The sequence below is a fragment of the Streptomyces sp. NPDC002935 genome (assembly GCF_040611295.1).
GTDB lineage: Bacteria > Actinomycetota > Actinomycetes > Streptomycetales > Streptomycetaceae > Streptomyces.
This window is the reverse complement of sequence record NZ_JBEXNW010000065.1, coordinates 1-24,053: the sequence shown is the minus strand read 5'-3', so window position 1 is coordinate 24,053 and position 24,053 is coordinate 1. Positions and strand designations below refer to the sequence as shown.

The 24,053-nt window shown below is 68.7% G+C and carries 18 protein-coding genes, 1 tRNA gene and 4 pseudogenes; 14 read left to right on the top strand and 9 right to left on the bottom strand.

Annotated features, from left to right (window positions below; translation table 11 throughout):
• Nucleotides 1-1,088: 1,088 nt before the first annotated feature.
• Nucleotides 1,089-1,283, bottom strand: coding sequence for a hypothetical protein (locus tag ABZX90_RS42780; RefSeq protein WP_355213607.1), 195 nt, complete (start codon nt 1,281-1,283; stop codon nt 1,089-1,091).
• A gap of 51 nt (nt 1,284-1,334) precedes the next feature.
• On the opposite strand from ABZX90_RS42780, the gene ABZX90_RS42775 reads away from it, so the two are divergent.
• Nucleotides 1,335-1,682, top strand: a complete 348-nt coding sequence (locus ABZX90_RS42775; protein WP_355213606.1) for a PIN domain-containing protein — start codon at nt 1,335-1,337, stop codon at nt 1,680-1,682.
• Here ABZX90_RS42775 and ABZX90_RS42770 read toward each other — a convergent pair.
• Nucleotides 1,574-1,993: a hypothetical protein gene (locus ABZX90_RS42770; RefSeq protein WP_355213608.1), complete on the bottom strand. Its 420-nt coding sequence runs from the start codon at nt 1,991-1,993 to the stop codon at nt 1,574-1,576. The two genes, ABZX90_RS42775 and ABZX90_RS42770, sit on opposite strands and share 109 nt — an antisense overlap.
• A gap of 432 nt (nt 1,994-2,425) precedes the next feature.
• A complete protein-coding gene (locus ABZX90_RS42765) occupies nt 2,426-2,758 on the bottom strand; it encodes a hypothetical protein (RefSeq protein ID WP_351133332.1) in 333 nt (110 codons plus the stop codon).
• A gap of 592 nt (nt 2,759-3,350) precedes the next feature.
• Between ABZX90_RS42765 and ABZX90_RS42760 the strand changes: the two genes are divergently transcribed.
• Nucleotides 3,351-5,378 (top strand): S8 family serine peptidase, encoded by a 2,028-nt coding sequence (locus ABZX90_RS42760; protein ID WP_351133330.1) that lies wholly within the window; start codon nt 3,351-3,353, stop codon nt 5,376-5,378.
• A gap of 388 nt (nt 5,379-5,766) precedes the next feature.
• On the opposite strand, the gene ABZX90_RS42755 is transcribed toward ABZX90_RS42760, so the two are convergent.
• Nucleotides 5,767-6,429 carry a response regulator transcription factor gene (locus ABZX90_RS42755; protein WP_147977719.1) on the bottom strand — a complete coding sequence of 221 codons (663 nt, stop codon included), beginning with the start codon at nt 6,427-6,429 and terminating at the stop codon, nt 5,767-5,769.
• A complete protein-coding gene (locus ABZX90_RS42750; protein ID WP_355213605.1) occupies nt 6,404-7,576 on the bottom strand; it encodes a histidine kinase in 1,173 nt (390 codons plus the stop codon). Before ABZX90_RS42750 ends, ABZX90_RS42755 begins: the two co-directional genes overlap by 26 nt.
• Before the next feature lie 175 nt (nt 7,577-7,751).
• Between ABZX90_RS42750 and ABZX90_RS42745 the strand changes: the two genes are divergently transcribed.
• Entirely contained in the window at nt 7,752-10,022 is a 2,271-nt protein-coding gene (locus ABZX90_RS42745; protein WP_355213604.1) for an MMPL family transporter, read from the top strand.
• A gap of 67 nt (nt 10,023-10,089) precedes the next feature.
• Here ABZX90_RS42745 and ABZX90_RS42740 read toward each other — a convergent pair.
• Nucleotides 10,090-11,092, bottom strand: a pseudogene (locus tag ABZX90_RS42740) (IS5 family transposase).
• A gap of 366 nt (nt 11,093-11,458) precedes the next feature.
• Here ABZX90_RS42740 and ABZX90_RS42735 point away from each other — a divergent pair.
• The 3 genes from ABZX90_RS42735 to ABZX90_RS42725 all read left to right on the top strand — a co-directional run bounded on the left by ABZX90_RS42735 (nt 11,459) and on the right by ABZX90_RS42725 (nt 13,494).
• Entirely contained in the window at nt 11,459-12,301 is an 843-nt protein-coding gene (locus tag ABZX90_RS42735; protein WP_355213603.1) for a helix-turn-helix domain-containing protein, read from the top strand.
• 76 nt (nt 12,302-12,377) lie between these two features.
• Nucleotides 12,378-12,995, top strand: coding sequence for a dihydrofolate reductase family protein (locus tag ABZX90_RS42730; protein WP_355213602.1), 618 nt, complete (start codon nt 12,378-12,380; stop codon nt 12,993-12,995).
• A 172-nt stretch (nt 12,996-13,167) separates the two neighbouring features.
• Entirely contained in the window at nt 13,168-13,494 is a 327-nt protein-coding gene (locus tag ABZX90_RS42725; protein WP_355213601.1) for a hypothetical protein, read from the top strand.
• A 74-nt stretch (nt 13,495-13,568) separates the two neighbouring features.
• Here ABZX90_RS42725 and ABZX90_RS42720 read toward each other — a convergent pair.
• A protein-coding gene (locus ABZX90_RS42720) for an IS5 family transposase (RefSeq protein ID WP_355213600.1) occupies nt 13,569-14,377 on the bottom strand; the annotation gives its coding sequence in 2 pieces (ribosomal slippage) (nt 13,569-14,038 and nt 14,038-14,377; 810 coding nt in all).
• A 22-nt stretch (nt 14,378-14,399) separates the two neighbouring features.
• Here ABZX90_RS42720 and ABZX90_RS42715 point away from each other — a divergent pair.
• Nucleotides 14,400-15,281, top strand: a pseudogene (locus ABZX90_RS42715) (ADP-ribosylglycohydrolase family protein).
• 53 nt (nt 15,282-15,334) lie between these two features.
• Here ABZX90_RS42715 and ABZX90_RS42710 read toward each other — a convergent pair.
• Nucleotides 15,335-15,768: pseudogene (locus tag ABZX90_RS42710) on the bottom strand (hypothetical protein).
• A 460-nt stretch (nt 15,769-16,228) separates the two neighbouring features.
• Here ABZX90_RS42710 and ABZX90_RS42705 point away from each other — a divergent pair.
• The 7 genes from ABZX90_RS42705 to ABZX90_RS42675 all read left to right on the top strand — a co-directional run bounded on the left by ABZX90_RS42705 (nt 16,229) and on the right by ABZX90_RS42675 (nt 23,760).
• Nucleotides 16,229-17,287, top strand: coding sequence for a hypothetical protein (locus tag ABZX90_RS42705; protein WP_355213599.1), 1,059 nt, complete (start codon nt 16,229-16,231; stop codon nt 17,285-17,287).
• Nucleotides 17,288-17,945: 658 nt separating this feature from the next.
• Complete coding sequence (locus ABZX90_RS42700; protein WP_355213598.1) at nt 17,946-19,196, top strand: CHAT domain-containing protein; 1,251 nt, start codon at nt 17,946-17,948, stop codon at nt 19,194-19,196.
• A 16-nt stretch (nt 19,197-19,212) separates the two neighbouring features.
• Nucleotides 19,213-19,563, top strand: a complete 351-nt coding sequence (locus tag ABZX90_RS42695) for a hypothetical protein (protein WP_355213597.1) — start codon at nt 19,213-19,215, stop codon at nt 19,561-19,563.
• Nucleotides 19,560-20,186 (top strand): hypothetical protein, encoded by a 627-nt coding sequence (locus tag ABZX90_RS42690; protein ID WP_351133316.1) that lies wholly within the window; start codon nt 19,560-19,562, stop codon nt 20,184-20,186. Before ABZX90_RS42695 ends, ABZX90_RS42690 begins: the two co-directional genes overlap by 4 nt.
• 1 nt (nt 20,187) lies before the next feature.
• Nucleotides 20,188-22,656, top strand: a complete 2,469-nt coding sequence (locus ABZX90_RS42685) for a hypothetical protein (protein WP_355213596.1) — start codon at nt 20,188-20,190, stop codon at nt 22,654-22,656.
• Nucleotides 22,657-23,178: 522 nt separating this feature from the next.
• Nucleotides 23,179-23,252, top strand: a tRNA-Met gene (locus tag ABZX90_RS42680).
• A 289-nt stretch (nt 23,253-23,541) separates the two neighbouring features.
• Nucleotides 23,542-23,760 (top strand): transposase family protein, encoded by a 219-nt coding sequence (locus ABZX90_RS42675; protein WP_355213595.1) that lies wholly within the window; start codon nt 23,542-23,544, stop codon nt 23,758-23,760.
• A gap of 176 nt (nt 23,761-23,936) precedes the next feature.
• Here ABZX90_RS42675 and ABZX90_RS42670 read toward each other — a convergent pair.
• Nucleotides 23,937-24,053, bottom strand: a pseudogene (locus ABZX90_RS42670) (DinB family protein); the annotation flags it as partial.

Here is a 24,053-nt window from a genome sequence, read left to right as displayed (position 1 = left end):
CAGCGGCTCGATCCGGTTCCACATCGCATCAGTGATCACTAATCGGACAGACACACCCGATCAACTGACCAACCCATCAAAGAGACACGCGCTAGCTCCCCTCACACGCGGCCACACCCTTCACTTCAGGCTCGCCAACGACGCGCCCTGAACCCCAATGAACTCGCGGCTGCATAGATGGCTCCTCCCCGGCACGAAAGAGGCCATAGGGGCGGCGGACCCAGAATGCGCCGTCCACATCTGCGAAGATCGCCTCCATCCAACTCCCAGACTCAGTGATGGCGTTCAGCCGCCATGGACCTAGGTCAGAGGCGCTCGGTACGGTGATCTTCTTAGAAACCTGTTTGGCTCCGTAAACCAGTTCCCGACAAGGCCCGAGCTTTGTCGTGTTCAGTTTCAAAATTAGGAGAGAATCTCCTGAGTTGTTGACCCATCCACCTGACCCCTTCCTCTGAACAGTGCCGATGACGTCGAATAGCATCCGGAAATTGGTCACGGGATCCGGAGATCTGTTCTGAATATGCAGCCGCCACGCAGGACCGTACCCTTCTGTCCAGAAGGAGACCTCTCTCGCTTGCGACCGCACTTCCCTGTCCTGGCTCCTTCGCGACTGGTCCAACTGGTCCTTCGCCGTTTGTTCTTGGGCCCAAAGCCCTCCGATTGCGGCAATCGCAGCGAGCCCAGTAGCGGACACCGTGATGACGTGAGCCCATCGACGACTACGGAGCCAACTCGAGGCCCGTTGGGCACTCGACCCCGCGGGCTCCGGCCCGGAATCGGGCTCTGGAACTGGATCCGGATCAGGTGCCGGCCCCGAATCCGGCGCTCGTGCTGGCTCCGGCTCGGGATCGGACGGGGGCCCAGGCGCCGGGGGGTCCTCATGCACCCGCGCCCTGGCCCGCGCTGGCGCCGTACGTCGCAGAGTCAGCCGGAGCCGGACGTGGCGTGGCGGTCTCTCTGTCATCTGCCCCCCAAAAAACGTGGACTCAACGCAAAGACGTCTGAGACGTCGATCCGGCTCCGCTCAGGCGACATCCAGGTCGGACCAAATCAGGTGCACACGTGCACGTCGCCTGAATTCTTAGAGATCACGTGAACAGATTGACAGGAGCGGCGCGTTGATCATCCTGGACACGAGCATTCTTTGGGGTTTGACGCCCGACAGCAGCAGCATCGACCTGCTCCGGACGATTCGAGCGTTCGGGGTGGAGCACGTTGGAGTGCCCTGGGTTGTGATGGAGGAGCTCGCGGCTCAGCAAGCCATCAAACACCAGGAAGCTCACGAGAGAGCTACTCAGTCACTCGGAGGGTTGCGCAACGCGACGCTGTAGGACATGGACGTCCCCCTTCCCCCCTGCGAACCAGAAGAGGTGCAGAGAGCCTGGAAGCGGCGCTGGGCCTCGGTCGTCGAGACGATCCCCACGAGCGAGACGGCCCTCCAACAGGCGTTCATCAGAGAGGCAAACGGTCTCCCGCCGTGCAAAGCACAGAAGGACACCAAGGTCGGAGGTCGGGACGCAGCAATCTGGCTATCGGCCGTTGAGTACGCACGGACGCACCCGGACGAGAACGTCTACTTCGTCAGCAACAACACTCGCGATTTCAGTGACGGCACCGCGTACGCCTCTCCGATGAGCGAGGACGCCACGCGCCCCTGCTGGTGTGGGCGTTGCTGGTGCTGACGGACACCGAGGTGACCCGATGGCAAACGATCACCTTGATCCGGCGGGCCTGCGATCCACACACTGCCGATCACCCCGTCGGGGATGCCCATGTCGGCGCCGGTACCTGCGATGACGGCCACACGGCCGGAATTCTCTTGGTTCACGAGTTTCTCGACTTTGGTGTGTATCCGTCCAGGAACAGCCCGGGTGTTCCCTCTGCCGTCGAAGCTTAGGAAAACCGACACAGCACGCACTTGAACCACCGCGACGTCCGTTCGGAACCTGAGCGCCATAAGACAACATTGGAGCACATGCTTCGGTTCGTTCACGGGCGGGCAGGGTGGCGAGACAGTCGGCGTCACGCAGCACTGCGGCAGGCTGCTCGTACGCGCCGACCAAGTTCTTGCCCTGCCACAGGTGACGGCCCCTTCCCACCGACGGCCGCGTCAACCTGGGCCGGCAGCGAGGACGGCAGGTGGACCACCAAGACGCTCACCGGTGAGCGAGCGCGGCAGGGAGCCCCGCACGGTCGGCGCCCGTAGCGTCGCCGCAAGCCCAGTCGCCGGCAGTTCGAGGCCAAACCTGACGCCCCATCGGAACGATGCCAAGCAGGCGCCGCATCTCCGCCTCGGCCTCCTCGTCCGAGGGCCCCGAGGCGATCGGCCTGTTCGTGATCAGCCTTCGAGATCCCTGATCATCAGGGGTCGCGTCTCTCGTTGCCGAACCGGCCGAACCGACCACGGCGGCGCGTACACAGGCGATCAGCTCATCTCGCCGACTGAGAACGCATCAGCCCTGCCACCCGGCCCAGACGGCAGCCCGACATCAAACCAACAACACCGAGCTGAACGGGTGACGGCTCCACCAACGCGGAACCCAAGCCGGACGGTGTCTCGACCTGGTGAACCCGGCAGCTCGTCATCGGCGGCAACGTCCTTGACGATCTCGTCCAGGCTCGGGGCACCCGCCGCGAGATACACCTCATACAGCAGGTCCTTCAACTTGCCCAGAGCGGGCGGCCAGCTGACCTGTGCCCGGCCCAGCCGCCGTGGCCGCTTCTTGGGACCGGACGCGTCCCCCATGTCGCCACTCATCGCATCATCGTCCCCGATCCCGGACCCCGGCAGGGCTTGAACAGCGGCCTTACCTGGACGGAATGACGGCTCGTCGCAACTCGGAGTCGATCACCGTGAAGGGCTCAGCGTGGTGAACCGCCGGTTGCCGCCCACCCATCACGTTCTTGGGGAGTACCCAATGTCTCTCTCCCGCCGCGAGCGTCTGCTCCTTGCCCGAGCCGCCGTCAGGGGCGCCTTCTCCGGTACCTTCCGGGCGGTCATCGCCTGGCTCCTGAACCGCTCCGCCTCGTAACCCCGCGTTGAGGCACGGCCCCGAAAGGCCCAACCATGGGCCGTGCCTCACGTGCCTGAAGCCACACCGTCGGAGGCGCAGGCCGACGCTGCTGTCGAGCGCCTTCCGGAGTAATAGCGAGCCCGGATGGGGGCCACCGTTCAGGCTCGACGTGCAGGTGGACAGTCGCCCACTTAGCGTGTTGGCGAACGGACAACCACGCAGTTTGGCGTGACACCGGTTCAGACGGGTTTTGGCGATGTGGGCGTCGGCATGGGCAGTGCCGGGGCGCCATGGCTGCCCGGTGCGCGTCTTCCCCACCCCCTCCGGGAGTTCGGCATGTCCCGTATCACCATCAACGGCGTGACGGTGGACCCGCTGGCCCAGGCCGATGACCTGGCCGCCGCATCGCTGGTGTCCGAGAACGCCTCCGCGTCTAACTACCTGCTCGTCCAGACCACACACCCACCCACAGCCGAGGAGAAGGACGAACTCGCGGCGCTCGGAGTGGTGATCCACGAATACGTTCCGGACGACACCTATCTGTGCGGCTTCCGGCCCACGGATCTTGACGCCGTGCGCGCCCTTTCCTTCGTGGCCTGGGCGGACGTGTACTTCAAGGGCTTCAAGATCGCCCAGTCGCTCCGGTCGAACCGGCTGCGCCCGGGGGTCGCCGTGCTGGCCGACCCCACGGAGGCGGTGGGTCCCCAGACCTGGACCGTCGACATCGTCCTGCATGAGGACGTCGACGTGAGCACGGATGGGCTGCGGGACCGGATCGCGGCGGCAGCCGGTGTCAGCCCCGGCGACGTACACCCCGCCGGTGACAAGGCGCGCATGACGATCCGGGACGATGACCTGGCCGCTCTGGCCGCACTCGACGAGGTGAAGGAGATCGAGGAAGTCCCCGAGAGGGTGCTGTACAACACCGTCTCGGGGAACATCATGAACGCCCACGTGTCTCTCAACGGCACGAGGTTCCGGGGCGAGGGCCAGATCGTGTGTGTCGCCGACACCGGGCTCGACAAGGGGTCCACCACCAATGTGCACCCGGCCTTCACCGGCCGGGTCAAGCGCCTGGTCGCCCTGGGCCGTACGAGCCCCGCGCGGACGGACGACCCCGACGGGCACGGCACCCACGTGGCGGGCTCCGTCCTCGGCAACGGGACGTCGGCGTCGATGGGCGGAGCCATCACCGGCACGGCACCCGAGGCGCGACTGGTCGTGCAGTCCCTGTTGGCCGACGACGGCTCGCTGTCTGGCATCCCGCCGAACCTGCGCAACCTGTTCGAGCCGCCCTTCCTGGAGGACGGGGCGCGGATCCACACCAACTCGTGGGGTCCGGTCACCCCGGGCCTGCCGTACAACAAGGCCGCGCGCGAGGTCGATCAGTTCGTCTGGGACAACAAGGACTTCGTAATCTGCTTCGCCGCGGGCAACGACGGTACGGACCGGGACGGTGACGGCCGGATCAACCTGAGGGCCGTCAGCGGGGAGACCGGGGCCAAGAACATCATCACTGTCGGTGCCAGCGAGGGCGACCGCCCCCTGATCCCTCACACCTATGACGAACTGAGGCCGCTCTCGTATCCCGCCCCGCCGATCCGCGGCGACAGGATGGCGGACAACCCCGCCGGGATGGCGGCCTTCAGCAGCCGCGGCCCCACTCAGGAAGGCCGGATCGCGCCCACTGTCGTCGCTCCCGGCACGGCGATCCTTTCGACGCGCTCGCGCATCGCGTCCGACGACGGTCTCTTCGGCGTCTCCACGGACCCCGCGTTCATGTTCGACAGCGGCACCAGCATGGCCACCCCGCTGGTCGCCGGCTGTGTGGCGGTGTTGCGCGAGACGCTGGTGAGGAACGGCACGCCGAAGCCCAGTGCCGCGCTCATCAAGGCCATGCTGATCAATGGTGCCGATGAGCTCAAGGGCCAGTACATCCCCTCCGAGGCGGGGCCCTCCCCCAACAACAACTCGGGCTTCGGCATCGTCAACCTCCAGCGCGCGGTCGTCCTCCCGACCGATGCTGGCCGGGCGGGCTTCACCGACGCCAAGGAGCTGGACCAGGCAGAAGAGCGCGCGTTCAGCATCACGATCCCCGAGGGCGCGCCCGGCACCCTGAAGGTCACCCTCGTCTGGACGGACCCCCCTGGCCCAGCCCTGCAGAACGACCTCGACCTGATCGTCCGCGCAGGCGGTCAGGAACGCCACGGCAACATGGGTACGGATCCCGGGTTCGACCGCATCAACAACGTCGAACAAGTGCACTGGCGGGAGATCCCCGCCGGGGAAGCCGAAGTCGTCGTCCGCGCCTTCCGGATCACCCAGTTCGCCCAGCCGTACGCCGTCGCCTGGCGCATCCTCTGAATCGTATACGGGCACCGTCTCGGCCCGTCGGGCCGAGACGGTGGTCACGGGTCGGGCGCTACCCGCCTCCAGGGCAGGGACATCGCATCATCAAAGACGCGGGTTCCTGGTCCGGGCCCAGCGCGTACAGCGCCCGGCCCAGGGCGCGTATCGAGTCGTGATCATCGGGTGGTCCTGGTGAGGTCTTTGATCCAGATCATCGAGGCGTGCGGGTGGAGACTGGCGAGGTAGCTGTCGGGAGTCTTGTCGTATCGGGTGTCTCACCGTCCCAGTTCCGGCCTCCTGGTACGTGACGCTCTGGGGCGGGTGAGGCACGTGGAGCCGACGTGAGCCGACCGGTGCACTGATGTCCGGGCGGGGACTCATGGGACATGGCCCGGCACCCGGCTCAGGTTCCGGGGAGGATACGGCGCGTTTCGTAGGCCCACATCGCGATCTCGACCCGGTTGCGGGCGCCGAGTTTGGCCATCAGGCTGGCCAGATGCGTCTTCACCGTACTGAGGCTGATGTGCAGCGCGTCGGCGATCTCGGTGTTGGTCAGCCCGCGGGCGACGGCGAGGAGCACCTGCTCCTCGCGGGCGGTGACGGGTGAGACCGGCTGGGCCGCGGGCCGTCCGGCGGGCAGGTCCGCGAATGCCTGGAGCAGGCGGACGGTGACGCTGGGCGCGATGAGCGCCTCACCGTCGGACGCCGACCGTACGGCCTGCGCCAGAAGGTCCGGTCCCGTGTCCTTGAGGAGGAATCCGCGGGCGCCGGCACGCAGTGAGCCGTAGACGTACTCGTCGAGGTCGAACGTGGTGATGACGACCACGGCCAGCGGGTCGGCGACGCCCGGGCCGGCGACCAGCCGGGTGGCCTCGAGCCCGTCGAGTACGGGCATGCGGATGTCGAACAGGCAGACGTCGGGGCGTAGTTCGCGGGCCAGACGTACCGCTTCCCGCCCGTCGGCGGCCTCGCCGACCACCTCGATGCCGGGCTGGGCGTTCAGCATGATCCGCAACCCGGTGCGGATGATCGTCTGGTCGTCAGCGACGAGGACGCGAATGGACACCGCTCTCGCTCCTCGCTCTCGGCAGTTCGGCTTCGACATGCCAGCCCCGGTCGGTACCCGGGCCGGCTCGTAGTGTGCCGCCGAGCAGGGTCGCGCGCTCGCGCAGTCCGGCAAGTCCGTATCCGTCGCGACCCCGGCCGGTGCGCCGGCCGTTGTCGCGCACGCTCACCCGTACCGTGTGCCGTTCCGCAGCGACCCGGACGACGAGCTCGGTCGCGTCGACCGCATGGCGCAGCGCGTTGGTCACCGACTCCTGCACGATCCGGTAGACGGCCGCGTCCACGGCCGGGGGCAGCGCGTCCAGTTCGCCGTCGAGCCCCAGGTCGACTCTGAGGCGACCACCCGGGGTGCGCACCAGGCGCTCCAGATCCGCGACTCCGGCAGGGGGCGCCAGCTCGGCGCCGACCCCGCGGTCGCGCAGCGCGGCGACCATGGCGCGCATTTCCTCCAGCGTGCGCGCCCCTTCCTCCTCGACCCCCTCCAGCGCCTCGACGGCGGCGGAAGGGTCGGTGCCCGCGAGCACCCGGCCCGCCTGGGCGATGATCACCATGGCCGACACGTGGTGGGCCACCGTGTCGTGCAGTTCCCGGGCGAGCTGCTCACGCTCGCGGGAGCGTACCTGCTCCAACTGCCGCTCGCGAGCGGTCACCCGGAACCGCACGGCAGCCCCGATCAAGCCGGGCAGCAACAGGAAGACAAAGCCCCCGACCTGTTCGCCGGCCGGGGTTTCGTCCGCGACGGCCGCCAGCGCGAAGGCCGTGAGGATCACCGCGCTGCCCAGCACGATCTCCCGTCCCGATCCCCACCGGGGCAGCGCATACACCAGCACGATCACGACCACGCTGGTGTCCAGGCCGACGGGCTCGCGCGGTGCGGCGACCAGGGAGGCCAGCTGGAGCAGGATCACCGAGCCGAACGCCAGCGTGACCACCCCCAGTGGGCGGGTCCGGCGCCACAGAGGCAGCAGGCACAGCCATACGGCGAACACCACCGCCACCGGCCGCCACACGACGTTCTCGCGCAAGGTGGCCTCCAGCGCCACAGCGCCCAGGCCCGCGGCGAGCAGCGCCCAGTCCCGCCGCACCCGGGCGGGCGCGTCGGGCGGCCGGGGTTCGGTCCACAGGGTTCGCAGGTCGTCTCGCAGCACGGTTCTCAGCCTAGGGGCCGCGCCGTGCCGCGCATCGGCCGAAAGGACGGGTCGTGACTCCGCCCTGGGGCCGACGGATCCGCGGCCCGCGGGCCGATGCCGCGGAGCGCCGTGGCGACGAACCTCGGCATCGGCGGCCGTACAAGGACGGCCGACGAGGTGGTTGGAGGACCCGATGCTCTCGAAAGCCCTGTTGCGCCTGGGCGCAAGCGCCGCCCGCCATCCCTGGCGGGTGATCGCGGCATGGCTGATCGCCGCCACGCTCGCCGTCCTCGCCGCCGTCGCCTTCGGCGGGCGGACCGCGGACTCGATGACCGCTCCGGGGCTGGACTCCCAACGGGCCGCGGAACTGATCGAGCGGGCAGGCACCGGCCAGGAGGGGATGACCGCCCAAGTGGTCGTCACCCCCCTCGACGGCGGTGCGACGTTCTTCGACGACGACGGCGCGCGCACCGCTCTCACGCGGCTGCGGGCCGAGGTGCAGCGGCTGCCGCACGTGCTCGGCACGAGCGACCCGGCGGGGGCGCTCGACGCGGGCGGGGACACCGCCGTACGCGGCGGCCTCGTTTCGGCCGACGGGCGGATCGCGGTCGTCCGGGTGCAGTACCCCGACCAGAGCCGACTGTCGACCGAAGACCTCGACGCCCTCGTCGATCTCGGCGACCGGCTGCGCGCCGAACTGCCCCTGCGCATCGAGATGGGCGGGAACCTCTTCTACGCCTTCTCCGACCCCGACGGCGGCGCGAGCGAGTTGATCGGCCTCCTCGCCGCGGCCGCGATCCTGTTCCTGGCGTTCGGTTCGCTCGTCGCCGCCGCGCTGCCGATCGGCATGGCGGTCTTCGGGCTGACCGTCGGAGTCGCCACGATGACGGTACTGGCGGGGGTCACGGACGTCCCCACCTTCGCACCCGTCCTGGGCAGCATGGTCGGGCTCGGAGTGGGCATCGACTACGCGCTGTTCGTGCTCGCCAGGCACCGGGAGTACCTCGCGCGCGGGCTCGATCCCCGCGAGGCGGCGGGGCGAGCGGTGGCCACGGCGGGGAGGCCCGTGGTCTTCGCCGGCGGCACCGTCGTCGTATCGATCCTCGGCCTGGCGGTCGCGAACGTACCGTTCATGACGGTGGGCGGGCTCGCCGTCTCGATCGTCGTTCTGACCATGGTGGTCGCGTCGGTGACGCTGCTGCCAGCCTTCCTCGGCGCCGCCGGCCCACGCCTGGCCCGGGCCGGCCGGATCGGCCGGGCTCTGCAGACCAGGAAGCTGGGCCGACTCGCACGGCGGCGGGACCCGGCGGCAGGCGCCGCCCACGCCGCCGGGTGGCGTCGCTGGATCGGGCACGTCAGCCAGCACCCGGTGCCGTACGCGGTCGGCGCGGCGGGGCTGCTGCTGACCGCGACGCTGCCCGTGCTCGGCCTGCGCGTCGGCCTGCCCGACGACGGCTCACTGCCCCACAGCCGTACCGAGCGCCGGGCCTACGACCTCGTCGCCGAGGGGTTCGGCCCGGGCACCAACGGTCCCCTCGTCATCGCCGCGGACCCCACCGGTGATCCGGGAGTGCTGGACCGACTCGTCGCAACGGTCGCGGCGGATCCGGGCATCGCATCCGTCGCGCCGACGCACATCGATCGGGCCACCGGCATCGCGACCCTCGTGGTGTTCCCGACCACCAGCCCTCAGGACAAGGCCACGGCCGACACCATCGCCCGGCTGCGCACCGACGTGCTGCCCACGGCGATCGGGCACGGCCCGGCCAGGGCCCACGTCGGCGGCGCCGCCGCGAGCCTGTCCGATGTGGGCCAACGCACGAGCCAACGCCTGCCGGTGTTCGTCGCCGCCGTGCTGGCGATGTCGTTCCTGCTGCTGATGCTGGTCTTCCGCTCGATACTCGTACCGCTCAAGGCGGTACTGCTGAATCTGCTGAGCATCGGCGCGGCCTACGGCATCATGGTCGCGGTCTTCCAGTGGGGCTGGGGAGGCGCACTCATCGGGCTGGAAGCGACGGTTCCGATCGTGTCGTTCATCCCGATGTTCCTCTTCGCCATCCTGTTCGGCCTGTCGATGGACTACGAGGTGTTCCTCCTCTCTCGCGTACGCGAGGAGTACCTGCGCACCGGCGACAACGGCACGGCGATCGTTGAGGGCGTCTCGCGCACCGCCCGGATCATCACCTCGGCCGCCCTCATCATGGTGGCGGTCTTCCTGTCCTTCGCCGTCGCCGAGGACCCCTCCACCAAAATGTTCGGGCTCGGCCTGGCCACCGCGATCTTCATCGACGCCACGGTCGTACGCATGGTGCTGGTACCGGCGACCATGACACTCCTCGGCCGGACCAACTGGTGGCTGCCGAAGTGGCTAGACTGGATACTTCCCCGCGGCCCGGTCGGCACCGACGACACCGACGCGGAATCCACGGGTGAGGCCCCGCGTCCACGGCTGGTTGACCGTTGACTCAACTCCTGCCCGCCCTTGGCGTCCGGCACCTCAGCGCGTCGCCTAGGGGCATACCGAGTCGTGATCATCGGGTGGTCCTGGTGAGGTCCTTGATCCAGATCATCGAGGCGCGCAGGTGGAGACCGGCGAGGTAGCTGTCGGGAGTCTTGTCGTATCGGGTGGCGATGCCTCGCCATGCCTTGAGCTTGTTGATCAGGCATTCGACGGTGTTCCGCTCCTTGCAGAGATCGGCGTCGTGGCTGACGGGTCGGCCACCTCTGGAGCCCTTCTTCGTCCGGTTGGCGGCCTGGTCCTTCTTCTCCGGAATGACCGCCTTGATACGGCGTTTGCGCAGGTGGGCGCGGTTTCCGCGGGACGAGTACGCCTTGTCCCCGGCGACCGCGTCCGGCCGGATGCGGGGTCGGCCGACGGGCCCGCATACCCGTACCTTCTTCAGGACGGGGATGAACTGCGGGCTGTCCGCTGCCTGGCCTGTGGTCAGGATGACCGCCGGCGGGCCGCACTTGCGGTCGGCGGCGAGGTGGACCTTGCTGGTCTGCCCGCCTCTGGAACGTCCGAGGAGGGCGGCCTTCAGCCGGAGTTTCCGCCGACGCCGGATGCGTCGTCGTTCTTCCAGCGCGGGATCACTTTCGACCTCTTGCCCGTTTCGCTCTTCGAGGCCGCCCCCTTTGACCTGGCCTTCTCCTCCTCGGCCGCGGCTTTCTCCAGGGCGGTGACGACGTCCTCGTCGAGGTGCATCCCGGCCGCGTCGTGGTGGGCTCGGGCGGTGGTGGAGTCGATGCTGACCAGGGACAGGTCCACCTCACCCCGCTTCGCGGCTTCCGTGATCAGGCCCTCCAGCAGGGCCTCGAAGACGCCGGCGTCACGCCACGCCGGAAGCGGTTGTGGACGGTCGACCAGGCACCGAACTCCGTCGGCATCTCCCGCCACTGCCCGCCCGTCTTGAACCGCCAGATCACGCCCTCGAACTGCTGCCGCCGTCGCTCGGGGTACGGGCCGTACTCGCCGATCGGCAGGTACGGCTCGATGAACTCCCAATCCGGATCGGTCAGTTGCACTCGCGTCACGTAAGACCGTCTATCGGACCGGGCCGTGCCACGAAGGCACATCCCGCAAATTGATCACGACTCGATACGCGCCCTAGTGGCCGCCACTGCAAGACCGATTGAACGGTGGTCCGGCGATTCGGTGTCTGGGAAACAGGTGCGGAGTCAGTGAAGGTCAGGGGTCACCTCCCTGCACCCACGCCGGCTGTGGAGTGGGGTGCCCCCACAGGAGGTCGCCGTGAGACAGCCAAGAAAGCCCAGGTCACGCAAGATCGACATGTCACGAGCGGCGAGACCCTACATTTCAGCCTAGAAGCAGTCGCAGGCCCCGCGCGGGTGTGAATCATCCAAAACGCAGGCTGAAGCGCCGTCGGCGACAATGTGTCCATGGAGTACGTCGGCCGGGTGCCCGCACCGCCGCTCGACCGGTTCATCGACGACATCTATTACCTGACCGGGGTGCCGGGCTACCGCCGGGTCGATGTTCCGCCGATGCCGTCGGCGCACCTGGTGATCAACCTGGGGGAACCTGCCCGTCTGTGGGATTCCGACCCTTCGGTGCCTTCGGAGGTGGTGTCGGACGGGTGGTTCCTGGGTCTATGGACCAGGCGTTTCCTCTACGAGTACCCCACCTGGGTAAGGCTCGTCGGGGTGCACTTCAAGCCCTGGGGGATGTCGGCGTTCGTCGACATGCCGGCAGCCGAGCTGCGGGACCGGTGGGTGCCGGTCGACGCTGTGTGGCGGGGGTCCGTGGACCGGATCCGCAACCGGGTCGGCGAGGCCACGTCCGCTGCCGAGACGCTGCGGATCCTGGAGGAGGAGCTGCGCTCGCGCCTGGTCGAGGCGCCGTCGCGCGGTCTCGACCTGGTCCAGCACACCGGCGGGTGGCTGGAGACCTCCCACGGTGCGGTCCCCGTCGGTGCGCTGAGCGACGCCGCAGGAGTCAGCGGCACGACCCTGGCGACGCAGTTCAAGGCGCACGTCGGGGTCACCCCGAAGAAGGTGGCTCGGATGTACCGCTTCGCGCAGCTGATCCGGTCCGTGGACGCCCTGCATCCGGTCGACTGGTCGGAGCTCGCGCTCACGGCGGGCTATTTCGACCAGGCTCACTTCAGCAAGGAGTTCAAGGACTTCACCGGCCGCACCCCGACGGAATACCTGGCTCTGAGACGCCGGATCCCAGCCGAGCGGGAGTTCCCGCCGGACGAGGGTCCGATGCCTGCTTCTTGATTTTCTACAAGCGCATCCCTTCTCGAGGCCCGCACTATCGGAAGCGACCAGTCCACAAGACTCGAGGAGAAGCCCCATGGGCACAGTGATCATGCACAACGTGGTGTCGGTAGACGGCTTCATCGCCGACAACAACGACGGAGTCGGGCCGCTCCACGACTGGTACTTCAGCGGGGACACCCAGCTCACCGAAACCGGTGCCGGGGACGGAGACTACGACCACTCCGAAGGTGCAGGCGGCTTCAAGCTCTCGCGTGTCTCGGCGGAGTACGTCCAGCCGGTGTGGGAGTCGCTCGGCGTGATCGTGATGGGCCGCCACCAGTTCGACCTGGTGAACGGCTGGGAGGGCCAGCCGCCCGCGGGTGAGCACGTGGTCGTGGTCTCCCACCGGCCCAAGCCCGAAGGCTGGCACCCCGAGGCTTCGTACCACTTCGTCGATGGCGTGAAGGCTGCGATCGCGAAGGCCCAGGAGCTCGCCGGTGACCGGGTCGTTGCCGTGAGTGCCGGCGAAGTGGGCGGCCAGATCTTCGCCGCCGGCCTCGTGGACGAGGTGGCGATGGACGTGGTGCCGGTCGTGTTCGGGTCGGGCAAGCGCTTCTTCGGCAGCTTCGACGGTCAGCAGATGCTGGAGGATCCCGCCGTGGTCATCCAGGGCAACCGCGTGCTGCACCTGAAGTTCAAGGTGCGCCGCTAACTGACGGTTTCAGAAGGAGATCTGGAGGCGGCGAAGGCACAAGCGGTGCAATCGGTTGAGGCGAGGGCCTGTCCGGCTTGCCCCATGTGGGTCTGTCTCACAGCCTGACCCACGGCGGCCGGCAGTCGAACAGATTTGCCCGTCCGGCCTGGGCGCCGTGCATAGTGTGCTCATGGATCGATTCGTGGGTCAGGCCCGCCTCGAATGGTGGGCCAATCACGCGACCTGCCTTGAGAAGTACAACATCGACATCACCGTCGCTGTCGACGCGGTCGGCACGTGGTGGGCAACCTGTCGGCATGCCAATGCCCTCGACACGACCCAGCGCGAGGGTTGGGACTTCCTCATGGAGATGGACCCCTACTTCTCCATTGTGTTTCCCGGCGAGGACAGCGGCGGGATCTTGGTGAGAGTCTTCGAGGCAGAGGATGGAACTCTCACGCTCACGGAGGCGCCGGACGGGGGCGGTTCGGTGGACATCCCCTTCGACCTCCCCTGAGTTCAGCCCCCAAGGGCGGGAATCGAGTTTGCCGCCCTGTCACCGCCTCCGACATGTCGCCCCTCACTGATCTTTCAGAATGACGTTCGGAGACGGCGAAGGCATATGAGGCTGCAGGCCAGTTCGAGCAGACCCTGGTGCAGATCCGCGCGTCGTTCGTAGCGGATGCGGAGCCGCTTGAACTGGTGCAGCCAGGCGAAGGCGCGCTCGACGACCCAGCGCACCTTTCCCAGTCCGGAGCCGTGGGCGACCCCGCGTCGGGCGATCATCGGCTTGATGCCGCGCTTCCACAGCAGACGGCGGTACTTGTCGAAGTCGTAGCCCCGATCGGCATACAGGCGCCGGGGCTTGCGTCGCGGGCGTCCTCGCAGGCCCCGAATCGCTGGGACAGCGTCCAGCAGCGGCAGCAACTGGGTGACGTCATGTCGGTTCCCGCTGGTGAGCGTGACAGCGAGCGGAGTGCCCTGGCGGTCGACGATCAGATGCTGTTTGGAACCGGGACGGGCACGGTCGACGGGCGAGGGACCGACGTGATCCCCCCTTTCAGGGCCCGGACATGCGACCCGTCCACAGCGCAGTCGTCCAGGCCCAGAAGGTCAGCGCGGCGCAGTTCGGCCAGCAGGGCGGCATGCAGGCGGGGCCAGACGCCAGCCTCGGTCCAGTCCCGTAGCCGGCGCCAGGCCGTCACCCCAGAGCAGCCCACGGTCTCGGCCGGAACATCGCGCCAAGCGACACCAGTCCGCAACACGTACATGACGCCTGCCAGGGCCGCCCGGTCCGGAACCCGAAGTCGACCCGGGTGGCGACGGCGTCGTTCGGGCGCGGACGGCAACAGCGGAGCCACCCGCTCCCACAGGTCATCCGGAACAAGATCAGCACGCACTCGGAACACCCTGCCGATCAAGATCACCGAACACAAGACCCACAGCTCAACTCATTCTGAAACGATCAGTAAGTGCGGTCCCTTCGAGTTCGGTCCCCAGGGAGCGTTCTCCGCGCGGTTTACCGCGCCTGGTGCCGGTGGTGAGATGTGCGGAGGCGGTGGCTGGGACCCCGGCGAGGCCACTGACGACACGCAGATGGCCGTCCTGGTCGCAGAGTCGCTGCTGGAGCGGGGCGGACTGGATCTGCCGGACATCTTCGCCCACTTCCAGCGGTGGGCAGCATCAGAGCCCAAGGACATCGGCCTGCAGACCGAAGACGTCCTGACCAACGGCATGCCCTGGGACCTTGCCGCCGCGATCCATTTCCAGGTCAACCAACGAGCAGCGGGAAACGGCTCGTTGATGCGGGCATCGACCTCCGCGGTCCACTTCGCGGCCGCCGTGCCAGGAAGCCACCATGGACGCGGCCCGACGCATCGCTGCCCTCACCACGAGCTCATCCGTGTCACGTTCGAGGACAGCGACCCTCTCACCGCGCTCCCGGACATCCTGGCTCTTGTCCACCCCGAGCACCGCGGCCGTTACGCCACTGTCCTCGCGCCCGACTGGCACCCCGATCAGGCGACCGAGTTCAACGGTGCCGTCTGGCCCTGCCTGGGCGCCGCCGTCTGGGCCCTACGCACCACCGCCAGCTTCGAAGACGCGATACGCGCGGCGATCGACCTCGGCGGTGACACGGACACCGTCGCCGCGGTGACTGGAGGCCTCGCGGGGGCGTACTACGGGCTGGATGCAATCCCCGCCCACTGGAGCCAGCCACTCCATGTCCCCCTCCCAGGATTCGACGGACGGGTGCTGCGCCTGGCGCATCTGCTCCACCTTGCGCACCGCCTCGGAGGCTGAACCGGGTCTTGCTCCGCGATGGCACCCCCACGAACTCCACCTCTCAGCCGCAGTCACCCGACCAGCGGCTCCGCAAGGAGGACAACTCGATCAGCTTCGACACCGAAGCCGAGCACCGGATGGCCACAGGCACCCTCCGGATCCATCAGCACCGGCTTGCCCAACCGCCGCCCGATCTCCCGCAACAAGCCGCAGGACACATCGAGTCGCTCCTGTCCCTGCAACTCCCTCAAATCAACGTCGAAATCAATCTCCTCGTCTGAATAGAAGCGGAAGATCACCAGCACATCGGCTGTCAGCCAGACACGCAGGTGTAGGCACTCAGCATCCGCCGGTCGGAACAGCGCGGTCTCCGCCAGAGGCAGGGGAAGCACCGTCTCTCCTTCGGAGTACTCGAACCTCCAGCCCCTCCCCACGGCGACATCGAGGACGTCTGCCAGTTGTGCACCGAGGCATCAGGGACGCGCCCGTCCGGTAGCGACCCCATCAGGTCCGGATCGAAGAAGGGTGCGGATCCTCTGAAGGGAATGGGTGAGCTGGAGGAACGCTGAGCGGGGCTGCTTCGGGCCGCTCCTCTCTACCGTGGTGGTGGAGGGGGTGGCGGATGGGTTCGCTGTTCGAGGAGTTGGAAGCACGCGAAGCAGCTGGATCGGGCTGCCCGCCGAGACTGGGAAGATCGAGGGCACCCGGTCGAAGTTGAAGCGGCTGGTGGAACGGGGCTGACTGAACGAGGATGTCCCCGGCCTGTTCACCCTGGCCCGGCGCCGGGGTGGCGTTTCGCCCAACTCCTCGCGCGCTGAGTTAACCTCAACCAGAAAATAGACATTCCGAACATTTCAAGGAAGCCCGGTGAGGTCGGCGCGGCTCCTGGATGGCGGGTGTCTCTGACATCGGCGCCAGCTTCGACGCTCCGAGGTCATCCGCATGCCACGACGAAGGAGTTCGCGATGCATCGTGTACTGCAACTGCCGAGGGAGCGGCGCGCGCCTGTCCTGGCCGCGGCCCTGGGCGCGGCGGTCCTGGTGCTGGCCCCCGGCGTGCCTGGGGCGGCGGCCGCGCCCGCGGGTCGCACTGCTCCACCGGTGGGCACCGTGCACGAGTACCGGATGCCCCCGCCTCGGTTGGGCAGCACACATGAGTTGATCATCGGGCCGGACGGCAACCTGTGGGTCTCGCAGCAACTCGAGAACCGCGTCCTCCGCGTATCCACGGCCGGCCGCGTGGTCGGAATCATCGACTTCCCCGACAACAGCGGACCCCACGGCATCGACAAGGACCGGCGCGGCCATGTCTGGGTCACCGAGGAATTCACCAACTCCCTGGTGGAACTGAACGCCGCCGGCAAGCGCATCGCCCGCTACCCACTCCCGCAGACCAGCGTCGGGCCGCACGGCCTGCGCATCGGATGCGACGGGCACACCGTGTGGTGGACGGGGAAGGCCAACGGAACCATCGGAAGCTTCGACCCCCGCACCCACACGTGGACCGTGCACCGCCTCGCCTCCGACAGCCAGCCGATTTACCTCGCGCGAGGGCCCCACTGCGCCATGTTCTTCACCGAGCTGACGGGCAACCGCATCGGCCGCATCGACACGAACGGCGTCCTGCGCGAATACGCCATCCCCACCCCCGACAGCCGGCCCATCGCCGTCGTTGCCGGCCGCCACGACCATGTCTGGTTCACCGAGGAGGCCGGCGCCGCCTACGCCGAACTCGACCCCGTTACCGGCCACATCACCGAGCACCGCACCGACGTCGAGGATGCCAAGCTGGCGGGGCTGGACTTCGACTGTTTCGGCAACCTGTGGGTCCAGTACAATCAGCCCGGACTGATCGACCGTGTCCGCCCGGACCTGACCACCAGCCGCTACACACTGCCCACCACCGCCCCGGTCGGCCACCGCATCATCTCCGGCCCGGACGGCTCCATGTGGTTCACCGAACTGGCTGCAGACACCGTCGGTTCCATCACTACCGGCTGCCCCACCCACACACCGGCGTCCTGAGCTGACAGCCCCCGGCCAGTCAGGTGCCTTGAGCAGCGGCGCCTGAGCGCGCGGCCCAGCCCCGCGTCGGCCTGCTCGACCGCCTGCCCCGCGCCATACGACGCGCCCGAGACGCCCCCCGACTCACCCGTCACCGCCCGTCAGTAGCGCGTCGGGGGCGTCATGCGGAAGTTCCACATCGTCGGGCTCCACCTGCGCAAGAAGGTCCGCACCACGATCCCCCGAGCCGTCGACGCTGCGCAGCAGGGCCTCCAGGTCGAGGCCAGCGTCGTCGAGCGCGCGGCCGAGTGCCTTGAGCTTGGCCTGGACGGCCTTCCCGGTCGAAGCGGCGGACGTCTCGCCCGTCCGGGGCCGAGGGCGGAGAAAAAGTGGTGCACGCCTCGCTGGTCCGCTCGCCCGAGCAGGTCATCGCCGATGAAATGCTGTCGACGGCGCAGACGGAGGCATCCGCCTCATGGCGTGGTGCGTCGCGGGCTGACTCCCCTACTCGCCCGCCACGTCCGGGAGTTGCCGCTTCGGGCGGGCATCCGCGATGTGTCTCCATTCGTCGTGAGAACGGAATATCCTGACGCCGCTGCGGCCCCAGCGGAGTTCGGATTGGTGATGTGACGTGTCGACTGATGCCCAGATCAATCGCTCTGGTGCGGTAGATCGACGGATGGCGTTGGCGCGGGAGTGGGACGGCCTCATCGAGCAGGTCCGCGCCTTGGACGGATTTGGCGACTTTCTCCGGCCACCACGCCTGGAAGCGCTGCTGCCGGCGGCGGCGCAGGGCCCGATCGCCGTCGTCAACCTCAGCCGTCGGCGCTGCGACGCGTTGGTCGTCGGCACCGGCGGCATGCGCGTGGTCGAACTGCCCCGTCTGACGCTCGAGACCGTCGCCGACCGGACCTTACGCTACCTCGTGGTCCTGAGCGAGGTGGACTTCGCCGCCCAGGAGGTGCACGCGACCTGGCAGCGCTACGACGGTGGCAAGGGTGGCCTGGCCGCGATCCGGGAGTACACCGAGGCGAAGCAGGCGTATCAGCGCGCCGTGGCCGACCGGGATCGCACGCTCGATGAGGTCTTGGCGTGGCTGTGGGACGAGATCGCCGATCCGGTGCTCACCGCGGTCGGCCTGGTCGACCCCCCCTTGCCCGGGCAGCCGTGGCCTCATCTGTGGTGGTGCCCGACCGGACTGCTGACCCTGTTGCCGCTGCACGCCGCAGGACATCACGACGGGACCGGCCGGGCCGTCGTGGATCGAGTGGTGCCGTCCTACACGCCGACAGTGCGTGCCCTGCTGGAGGCACGGCGGCCGCTTGCCCCGGCACCGGACGATGAACGCATGCTGATCGTCGCGGTGCCGGACATTCACGGCGCCGTGCCCCTCACCGATGTCGAGCGTGAACGCGACCTGCTGACCTCGGTGTTCACCGGCCGCAACACGTTGCTGGAGGACGACACCGCGAACGCCGACACGGTGCTCACCGAGTTGCCTCGGCACCGTTGGGCGCACTTCTGCTGCCACGCTGGCCAGGACCTCACGGACCCGTCCCGGGGCGGATTGCTGCTGCGCGACCGTACCTTGAGCATCGCCGAGATCAGCGCGCAGCGGCACAGCGGGGAGTTCGCGTTCCTCTCGGCCTGCATGACGGCAACCGGTGGGGTCGCCCTGGCCGATGAGGCGATCACGTTGGCCGCCGCGCTGCACTACACCGGCTACCGGCGAGTGATCGGCACGCTCTGGTCGGTGTACGACACCACGGCCGCCGACGTCGCGGCCGCGGTGTACGCCGACCTCACCGCGACCGGCCGGTTCGAGCCCGACCGGTCGGCCGACGCATTGCACCGCGCGGTACGCGAGTTGCGGGACGTCGACGGGCTTCCGCCGAGCGCGTGGACCCCATTCACCCACACCGGTCCCTGACCCGACAGGAGTGTCCATGGCCGCCAGCACGCCGACCGGTGAACCGCTGCCTTACCTCGAGATCACCGACGAGGACTACGGCCGCCGCGCCGCGAGCGAGTTCACGGTCGACGAGGTTCGGTCCGACACACTGATCCTTCGCGGCCCCTGCCCACGCTGCCGGGCCTCGCTGGAGATTCCCGTGGTGACCACGATCGTCCACCGCGGCTTCTTCGGCCGTCGCCTGCGGCGGGTCGAGCCGCCGCAGCCGGCGGATCAGGTCGAGCCGATGATGTGCATGTGCGAGGACGATCACCCCAACCGACCGGACCGCCGCTACGGATGCGGCGCCTACTGGACGGTGATCATTCCGGCGCGGCCGTCGTGAGCCGCCCTCTGCGGCCCGGGCCCGGCCCTGCCACCCCTGCCGACCTGCTCCGCGCCCGCGATCGCGACAATTTGCTGCGCACGGAGCTGACCCGTGTCCGCGAGGCGGCCGTGGCCTGGCGCAACGGCCTCGGCGGTCTGCTGGCCGCGCTCATCGGGTTCAGCGTGATCAAGGGCCGCGACGACATCGGTCAGCTGGCCCCGGGGTGGGCCGTCGTGGTGGGCGTGCTGCTGCTGGTGGCCTTGCTCGCCAGCGCTGTCGGGGCCTTGCTGATCATCCGCGCGGCCCACGGTCGGCTGCCCCGGATCGCGTCGGCCAGGACGGTTCCGCCGGGTCGGGCGGCGGACCACCTCGAGGCGCTCGCCGCGGCGACAGTGTTGCGGTGGGGCGTCACGTCGACTCTCTTCTGCACAGCCTTTCTGGTCGCCGCCGTCGCCACGACCTGGTACGGCCCGGAGCGCGGCAAACCAGCACTGCGGATCACCACGCCCGGTGGCACCGTGTGCGGTTCGGTCATCCGCCTCGACCGCGGCACCCTCGTGCTCAAGACAACCGACGGGGAGATCGCGACGGACCTGAGCACGGCGTCCGCTGTGCAAGCGGTGCAAAAATGCGGAGGCTGACATGTTCGACGAACAACTTGAGGCCTTTGCGCGACGGCTTGACGCGTTTCAGCTCCACGGCGAGTCCTCCGCCGTGCTGGAACCCGAGGCGGTCGCCGAGGCCAAGCAACTCTGGGCCGACAACCAGGGCCCCGACGGCGCCGTTCCGCTGGAGGTCGTGTATGTCGTCGCCAAGCTGTACTGGCTGCGGCACCAGGCGCGGCCCGGTCATGACGACGAGGATCCGCGCATCGCGGCGGACCTGTTCACCGCGGTCTACCAGGCCGCCCCCCAGATGCTTCCGAATGAGGTCGCCCCGCTGTTGGCCGACCATCTGCCGCACCTGCGGCAGACCCAGGACGCGGCGGGCATCCTGCGCGGTGTGATCGCCGACGGTGATCCCGATGGGCTCGCGCACGCGATCTCCCTCCTGCGGCAGGCGCTCCCCAGCTACGCCCGGCACGATCCGCTCCGGGCCATCGCCCTGATCAACCTCGGCACTGCCCTGCAGATGCGGTTCGACCGCGGCGGCGACCCGGAACTGCTGCGCTCGGCGACCGAGTTGTTTCGTGAGGCCGTCGATGCGCCGCTGCCCGAGAGTTTCCCGCGGCCCGACGCACTGCCGGGCAAGTACGTCGACACGCTGGCCGCGCTGGCCCGTGCGAGCGGCAGACTGTCCGATCTCGACACGGCGATCGAGGCCACCGAGACACTCGGGGCAGCCGATGGCGCCGATCGGGTCAAGGGACTGTCCAGGCTGTGCGACCTGCTGCGCCTCCGCTTCGAATGGGTCGGTGACCGGGCCGCCTTGGCCAAGGCCGTGAAGTCCGGCCGGGCCGCCGTCGACATGGCCGCGCCCGACGATCCCGAGCGAGCCGGCTGCTTGTCGCTTCTGAGCGTCGCTCTGCGGGCCGTGGCGTTGGAGGACCATGACGCAGCCGTCATGGCCGAGGCCGTACGGTTGTCACGGGCGGCGGTCGAGCTGGGGCCGCAGGACGCGACCTTCCTGTCGAACCTGAGCGCCGCGTTGCTGGGCTTCATCAACTCGTCGGAGGACCCCGCAGACATCGACGACGCCATCGACGCGGCACAGCGCGCGGTCGACCACGCCCGCCACGACGGGGTCCGCGCCGCGGCGTTGTCCAACCTCGCCGGGGCGCTGCGCAGTCGGTACCACCAACTCGGTCGGCTCGACGATCTGAGCCGGGCGATCGACGCGTTGCTCGCCGCTGAGGCCGCCGCAGGGACGGCCGTCGACCGCGTCCCTGTGCTGAGCAACCTGGGCACCGCGTACGAGAGCAGGTTCAGCCGCACGGGCAACGCCGCCGACCTCGACAGCGCGGTCCGGGCGCTGAGGTCGGCGGTGGCGTTGCTCACCGAAGGGCACTTCGCCTGGTCGGTCGCTGTGGGCGGGCTGAGCACCGCGCTGTGCGCCCGGTTCGAGCTGCGCCGCCGAGACGCCGACATCGATCTCGCGATCGAGCTGGCGCGCGAGGTCGTGGCGGCGGTCGGCCAGGAAGGCGCGACCGCCAATCTGCTCACCAGCCTCGGCCACGCGCTGATGACACGGGCAAAGTACGCCGACTCACTCGACGACCACACCGCGGATCTGGACGAGGCCGTCGGCTGCTTCCAAGCAGCGCTGGACCGGGTGCCCGAGGCGGAAGCCACGATGGTGGCCAACCTCGGGGGTGCCTTGTCGATTCGGTTCCAGGCCACTCAGCGGCAGGCCGACCTGACCGCTGCCATCGACCACATGAACACGGCGCTCACATTGTTCGACCCAGGCGATCCGGCACGGAACTATCTGCTGAGCAACCTCGGCGACTGCCATCGCGTCCGGTTCGCGTGGTCCCGTGATCCCGGCGACCTCGAGCGGGCGGCCGCGCTCATCGGTGAGGCCGCCGAGGGCGCGCCGGACAACGATCCGCGACGATTCAGCGTCCTGTTGAACCTGGGGCATGTGCTGGCGACGCTCACGCAGGAGAGCGGCGGCGCCGAGGACCACGCGACGCAGACGGTGTCGGCGTGGCGCACTGCCGCCGGCATGCGGACCGCGAGCGCGGCTCAACGCTTCGAGGCGGCAAGGAACTGGGCGGACCTGGCCGCGTCGCTGCCAGGCCAGGAAGCGCTCGCCGCCGACGGGCACGCGGCGGCCGTGGACCTGCTGCCGCTGCTCGCCTGGCACGGCCTCGAACGCGGCGACCGGGAAAGCCTTCTGACCCGTTCGATCGGCCTGGCCGGCGCCGCCGCGGCGACTGCCCTGCTGGCCGGCAGGCCGAATCAGAGCATCGACCTTCTCGAGCACGGCCGAGCCGTCCAATGGACGCAGGCCCTCCAGCTACGCACCGACCTCGCTGCTCTGCGCGCGGTGGCACCCGAACTGGCCGACCGCCTCGACGCCCTACGACAGGAACTGGACAAGCCGGTGGTGGAAATCGAGGCACCGAGCTGGCTCGTTGACCAGCCGGGCATCCACGTAGCCGGGTAGCGACGCACGCCCCGCCGACGGAGGACCAGCCGGGAGGGCGGCTCGACCGCGGGCAGGAGCGGCTCCCCGCGCGCAGCCAGGCCATGGTTGTGCCCTCGAAGCTGTCTGCCCGCGGCGGCCGGCTTCGAGGAGATGTTCGAGGAGGGTGTCGAGCAGGTAGCCGACGGGCGTCTGCCACCAGACCATGCCGCCGTCTTGGTGGCGGCAGGCCCGCGGCAACGGCGTCGAGGAAGGCGGCAGCCGCAGCAGCGCGCGCTGGTCAGCCTGCTGGCCGAGCGTGCACTGGGCCTGGTGCGGCCGGGTCCAGTCGTGTCCGACTGCGCCGGCCTGACAGCGCCAGGCGGGCAACGCAGACCCATCGGGGGCATCCGTCCGGCGCTCAGTGGGCTCTCGGCCAGGCCGCGGATCCACGGCCTGGCCGCCGTGAGGAAGCGGCAGCCGCGACCGCCGGCGCCCCTCGCGGGCAGGCTGTCGATCATGGTCTCGGGGTTGGGGCAGTTGGCGTAGGGTGGAGTCATCCGACGCGGGGTGGAGCAGCTCGGTAGCTCGCTGGGCTCATAACCCAGAGGTCGCAGGTTCAAATCCTGTCCCCGCTACTGATGTTTGAGGGGCCAGCACATTGTGCTGGCCCCTCAGACGTGTTCAGCCCCGGGGCGTGCGGCGTTGCAGCTGGGGCTATCTGGTTGTGGTGCAGGCAAGATTTTCGTGAACGGTTCACGGGCGGACACAGCGGACACGAGGCTGGGGCGGACGCAGCTGGCACAGTCGAATCGTTGGTAGGTGCGCCGGCCCGAGGGGTAGGGCTAACGCGCCCTACGCGCCGCCGGCCTCGGCGCCCTGGCCGATCTCGGCTTCCTCAGCCTGGACGACGACCCGGATGACCCCGTGGTCGTCACCGGCTTCAAGGCCACCCGCGCCCGCAAGCTCACCACCAGCGAAAAGGAGGCGAACCGGGCGCTCGCCGCCGCACGCGCCCCGGTCGAGCACGGCTTCGCCCATCTCAAGAACTGGCGGATCCTCACCAAGCTCCGCACCGATCCCGCCCGCGCGACCGGCCTGAGGCGCGCCCTGTTCGTCCTGACGAACCTCGAAGGAGCCCGCTGACAGATGATCTACACCCGAGACATCCGCCCAACACCAGCATGACCACCCCGAACGACCCTCACACCACCACCCTGACCAGCTACTTCAAGAGGGCGCAGCTTCACTGAAGCCCGCAGCCACGGAGCGTCACGGAGTCCACGTAGGCTTCCGAAGCTCGATCGCCGGTTACCGGAAAGTCACATTCGGCGCGGTACGGCCCCGTCCTGCCAGCGGTAGAGGTCGCGCAGCAGGGAAATCTCGGCGCCGTGAGCGATCAGCTCCCTGTTGACGTGCAGGACGATGCCCTCCATGGG

What these genes read in the sequence shown, in the direction of transcription:
- ABZX90_RS42775 (WP_355213606.1), top strand. Translation starts at nt 1,335, where the DNA reads ATGGACGTCCCCCTTCCCCCCTGCGAACCAGAAGAGGTGCAGAGAGCC.
- ABZX90_RS42765 (WP_351133332.1), bottom strand. Translation starts at nt 2,758, where the DNA reads ATGAGTGGCGACATGGGGGACGCGTCCGGTCCCAAGAAGCGGCCACGG.
- ABZX90_RS42760 (WP_351133330.1), top strand. Translation starts at nt 3,351, where the DNA reads ATGTCCCGTATCACCATCAACGGCGTGACGGTGGACCCGCTGGCCCAG.
- ABZX90_RS42745 (WP_355213604.1), top strand. Translation starts at nt 7,752, where the DNA reads ATGCTCTCGAAAGCCCTGTTGCGCCTGGGCGCAAGCGCCGCCCGCCAT.
- ABZX90_RS42735 (WP_355213603.1), top strand. Translation starts at nt 11,459, where the DNA reads ATGGAGTACGTCGGCCGGGTGCCCGCACCGCCGCTCGACCGGTTCATC.
- ABZX90_RS42730 (WP_355213602.1), top strand. Translation starts at nt 12,378, where the DNA reads ATGGGCACAGTGATCATGCACAACGTGGTGTCGGTAGACGGCTTCATC.
- ABZX90_RS42725 (WP_355213601.1), top strand. Translation starts at nt 13,168, where the DNA reads ATGGATCGATTCGTGGGTCAGGCCCGCCTCGAATGGTGGGCCAATCAC.
- ABZX90_RS42705 (WP_355213599.1), top strand. Translation starts at nt 16,229, where the DNA reads ATGCATCGTGTACTGCAACTGCCGAGGGAGCGGCGCGCGCCTGTCCTG.
- ABZX90_RS42700 (WP_355213598.1), top strand. Translation starts at nt 17,946, where the DNA reads ATGGCGTTGGCGCGGGAGTGGGACGGCCTCATCGAGCAGGTCCGCGCC.
- ABZX90_RS42695 (WP_355213597.1), top strand. Translation starts at nt 19,213, where the DNA reads ATGGCCGCCAGCACGCCGACCGGTGAACCGCTGCCTTACCTCGAGATC.
- ABZX90_RS42685 (WP_355213596.1), top strand. Translation starts at nt 20,188, where the DNA reads ATGTTCGACGAACAACTTGAGGCCTTTGCGCGACGGCTTGACGCGTTT.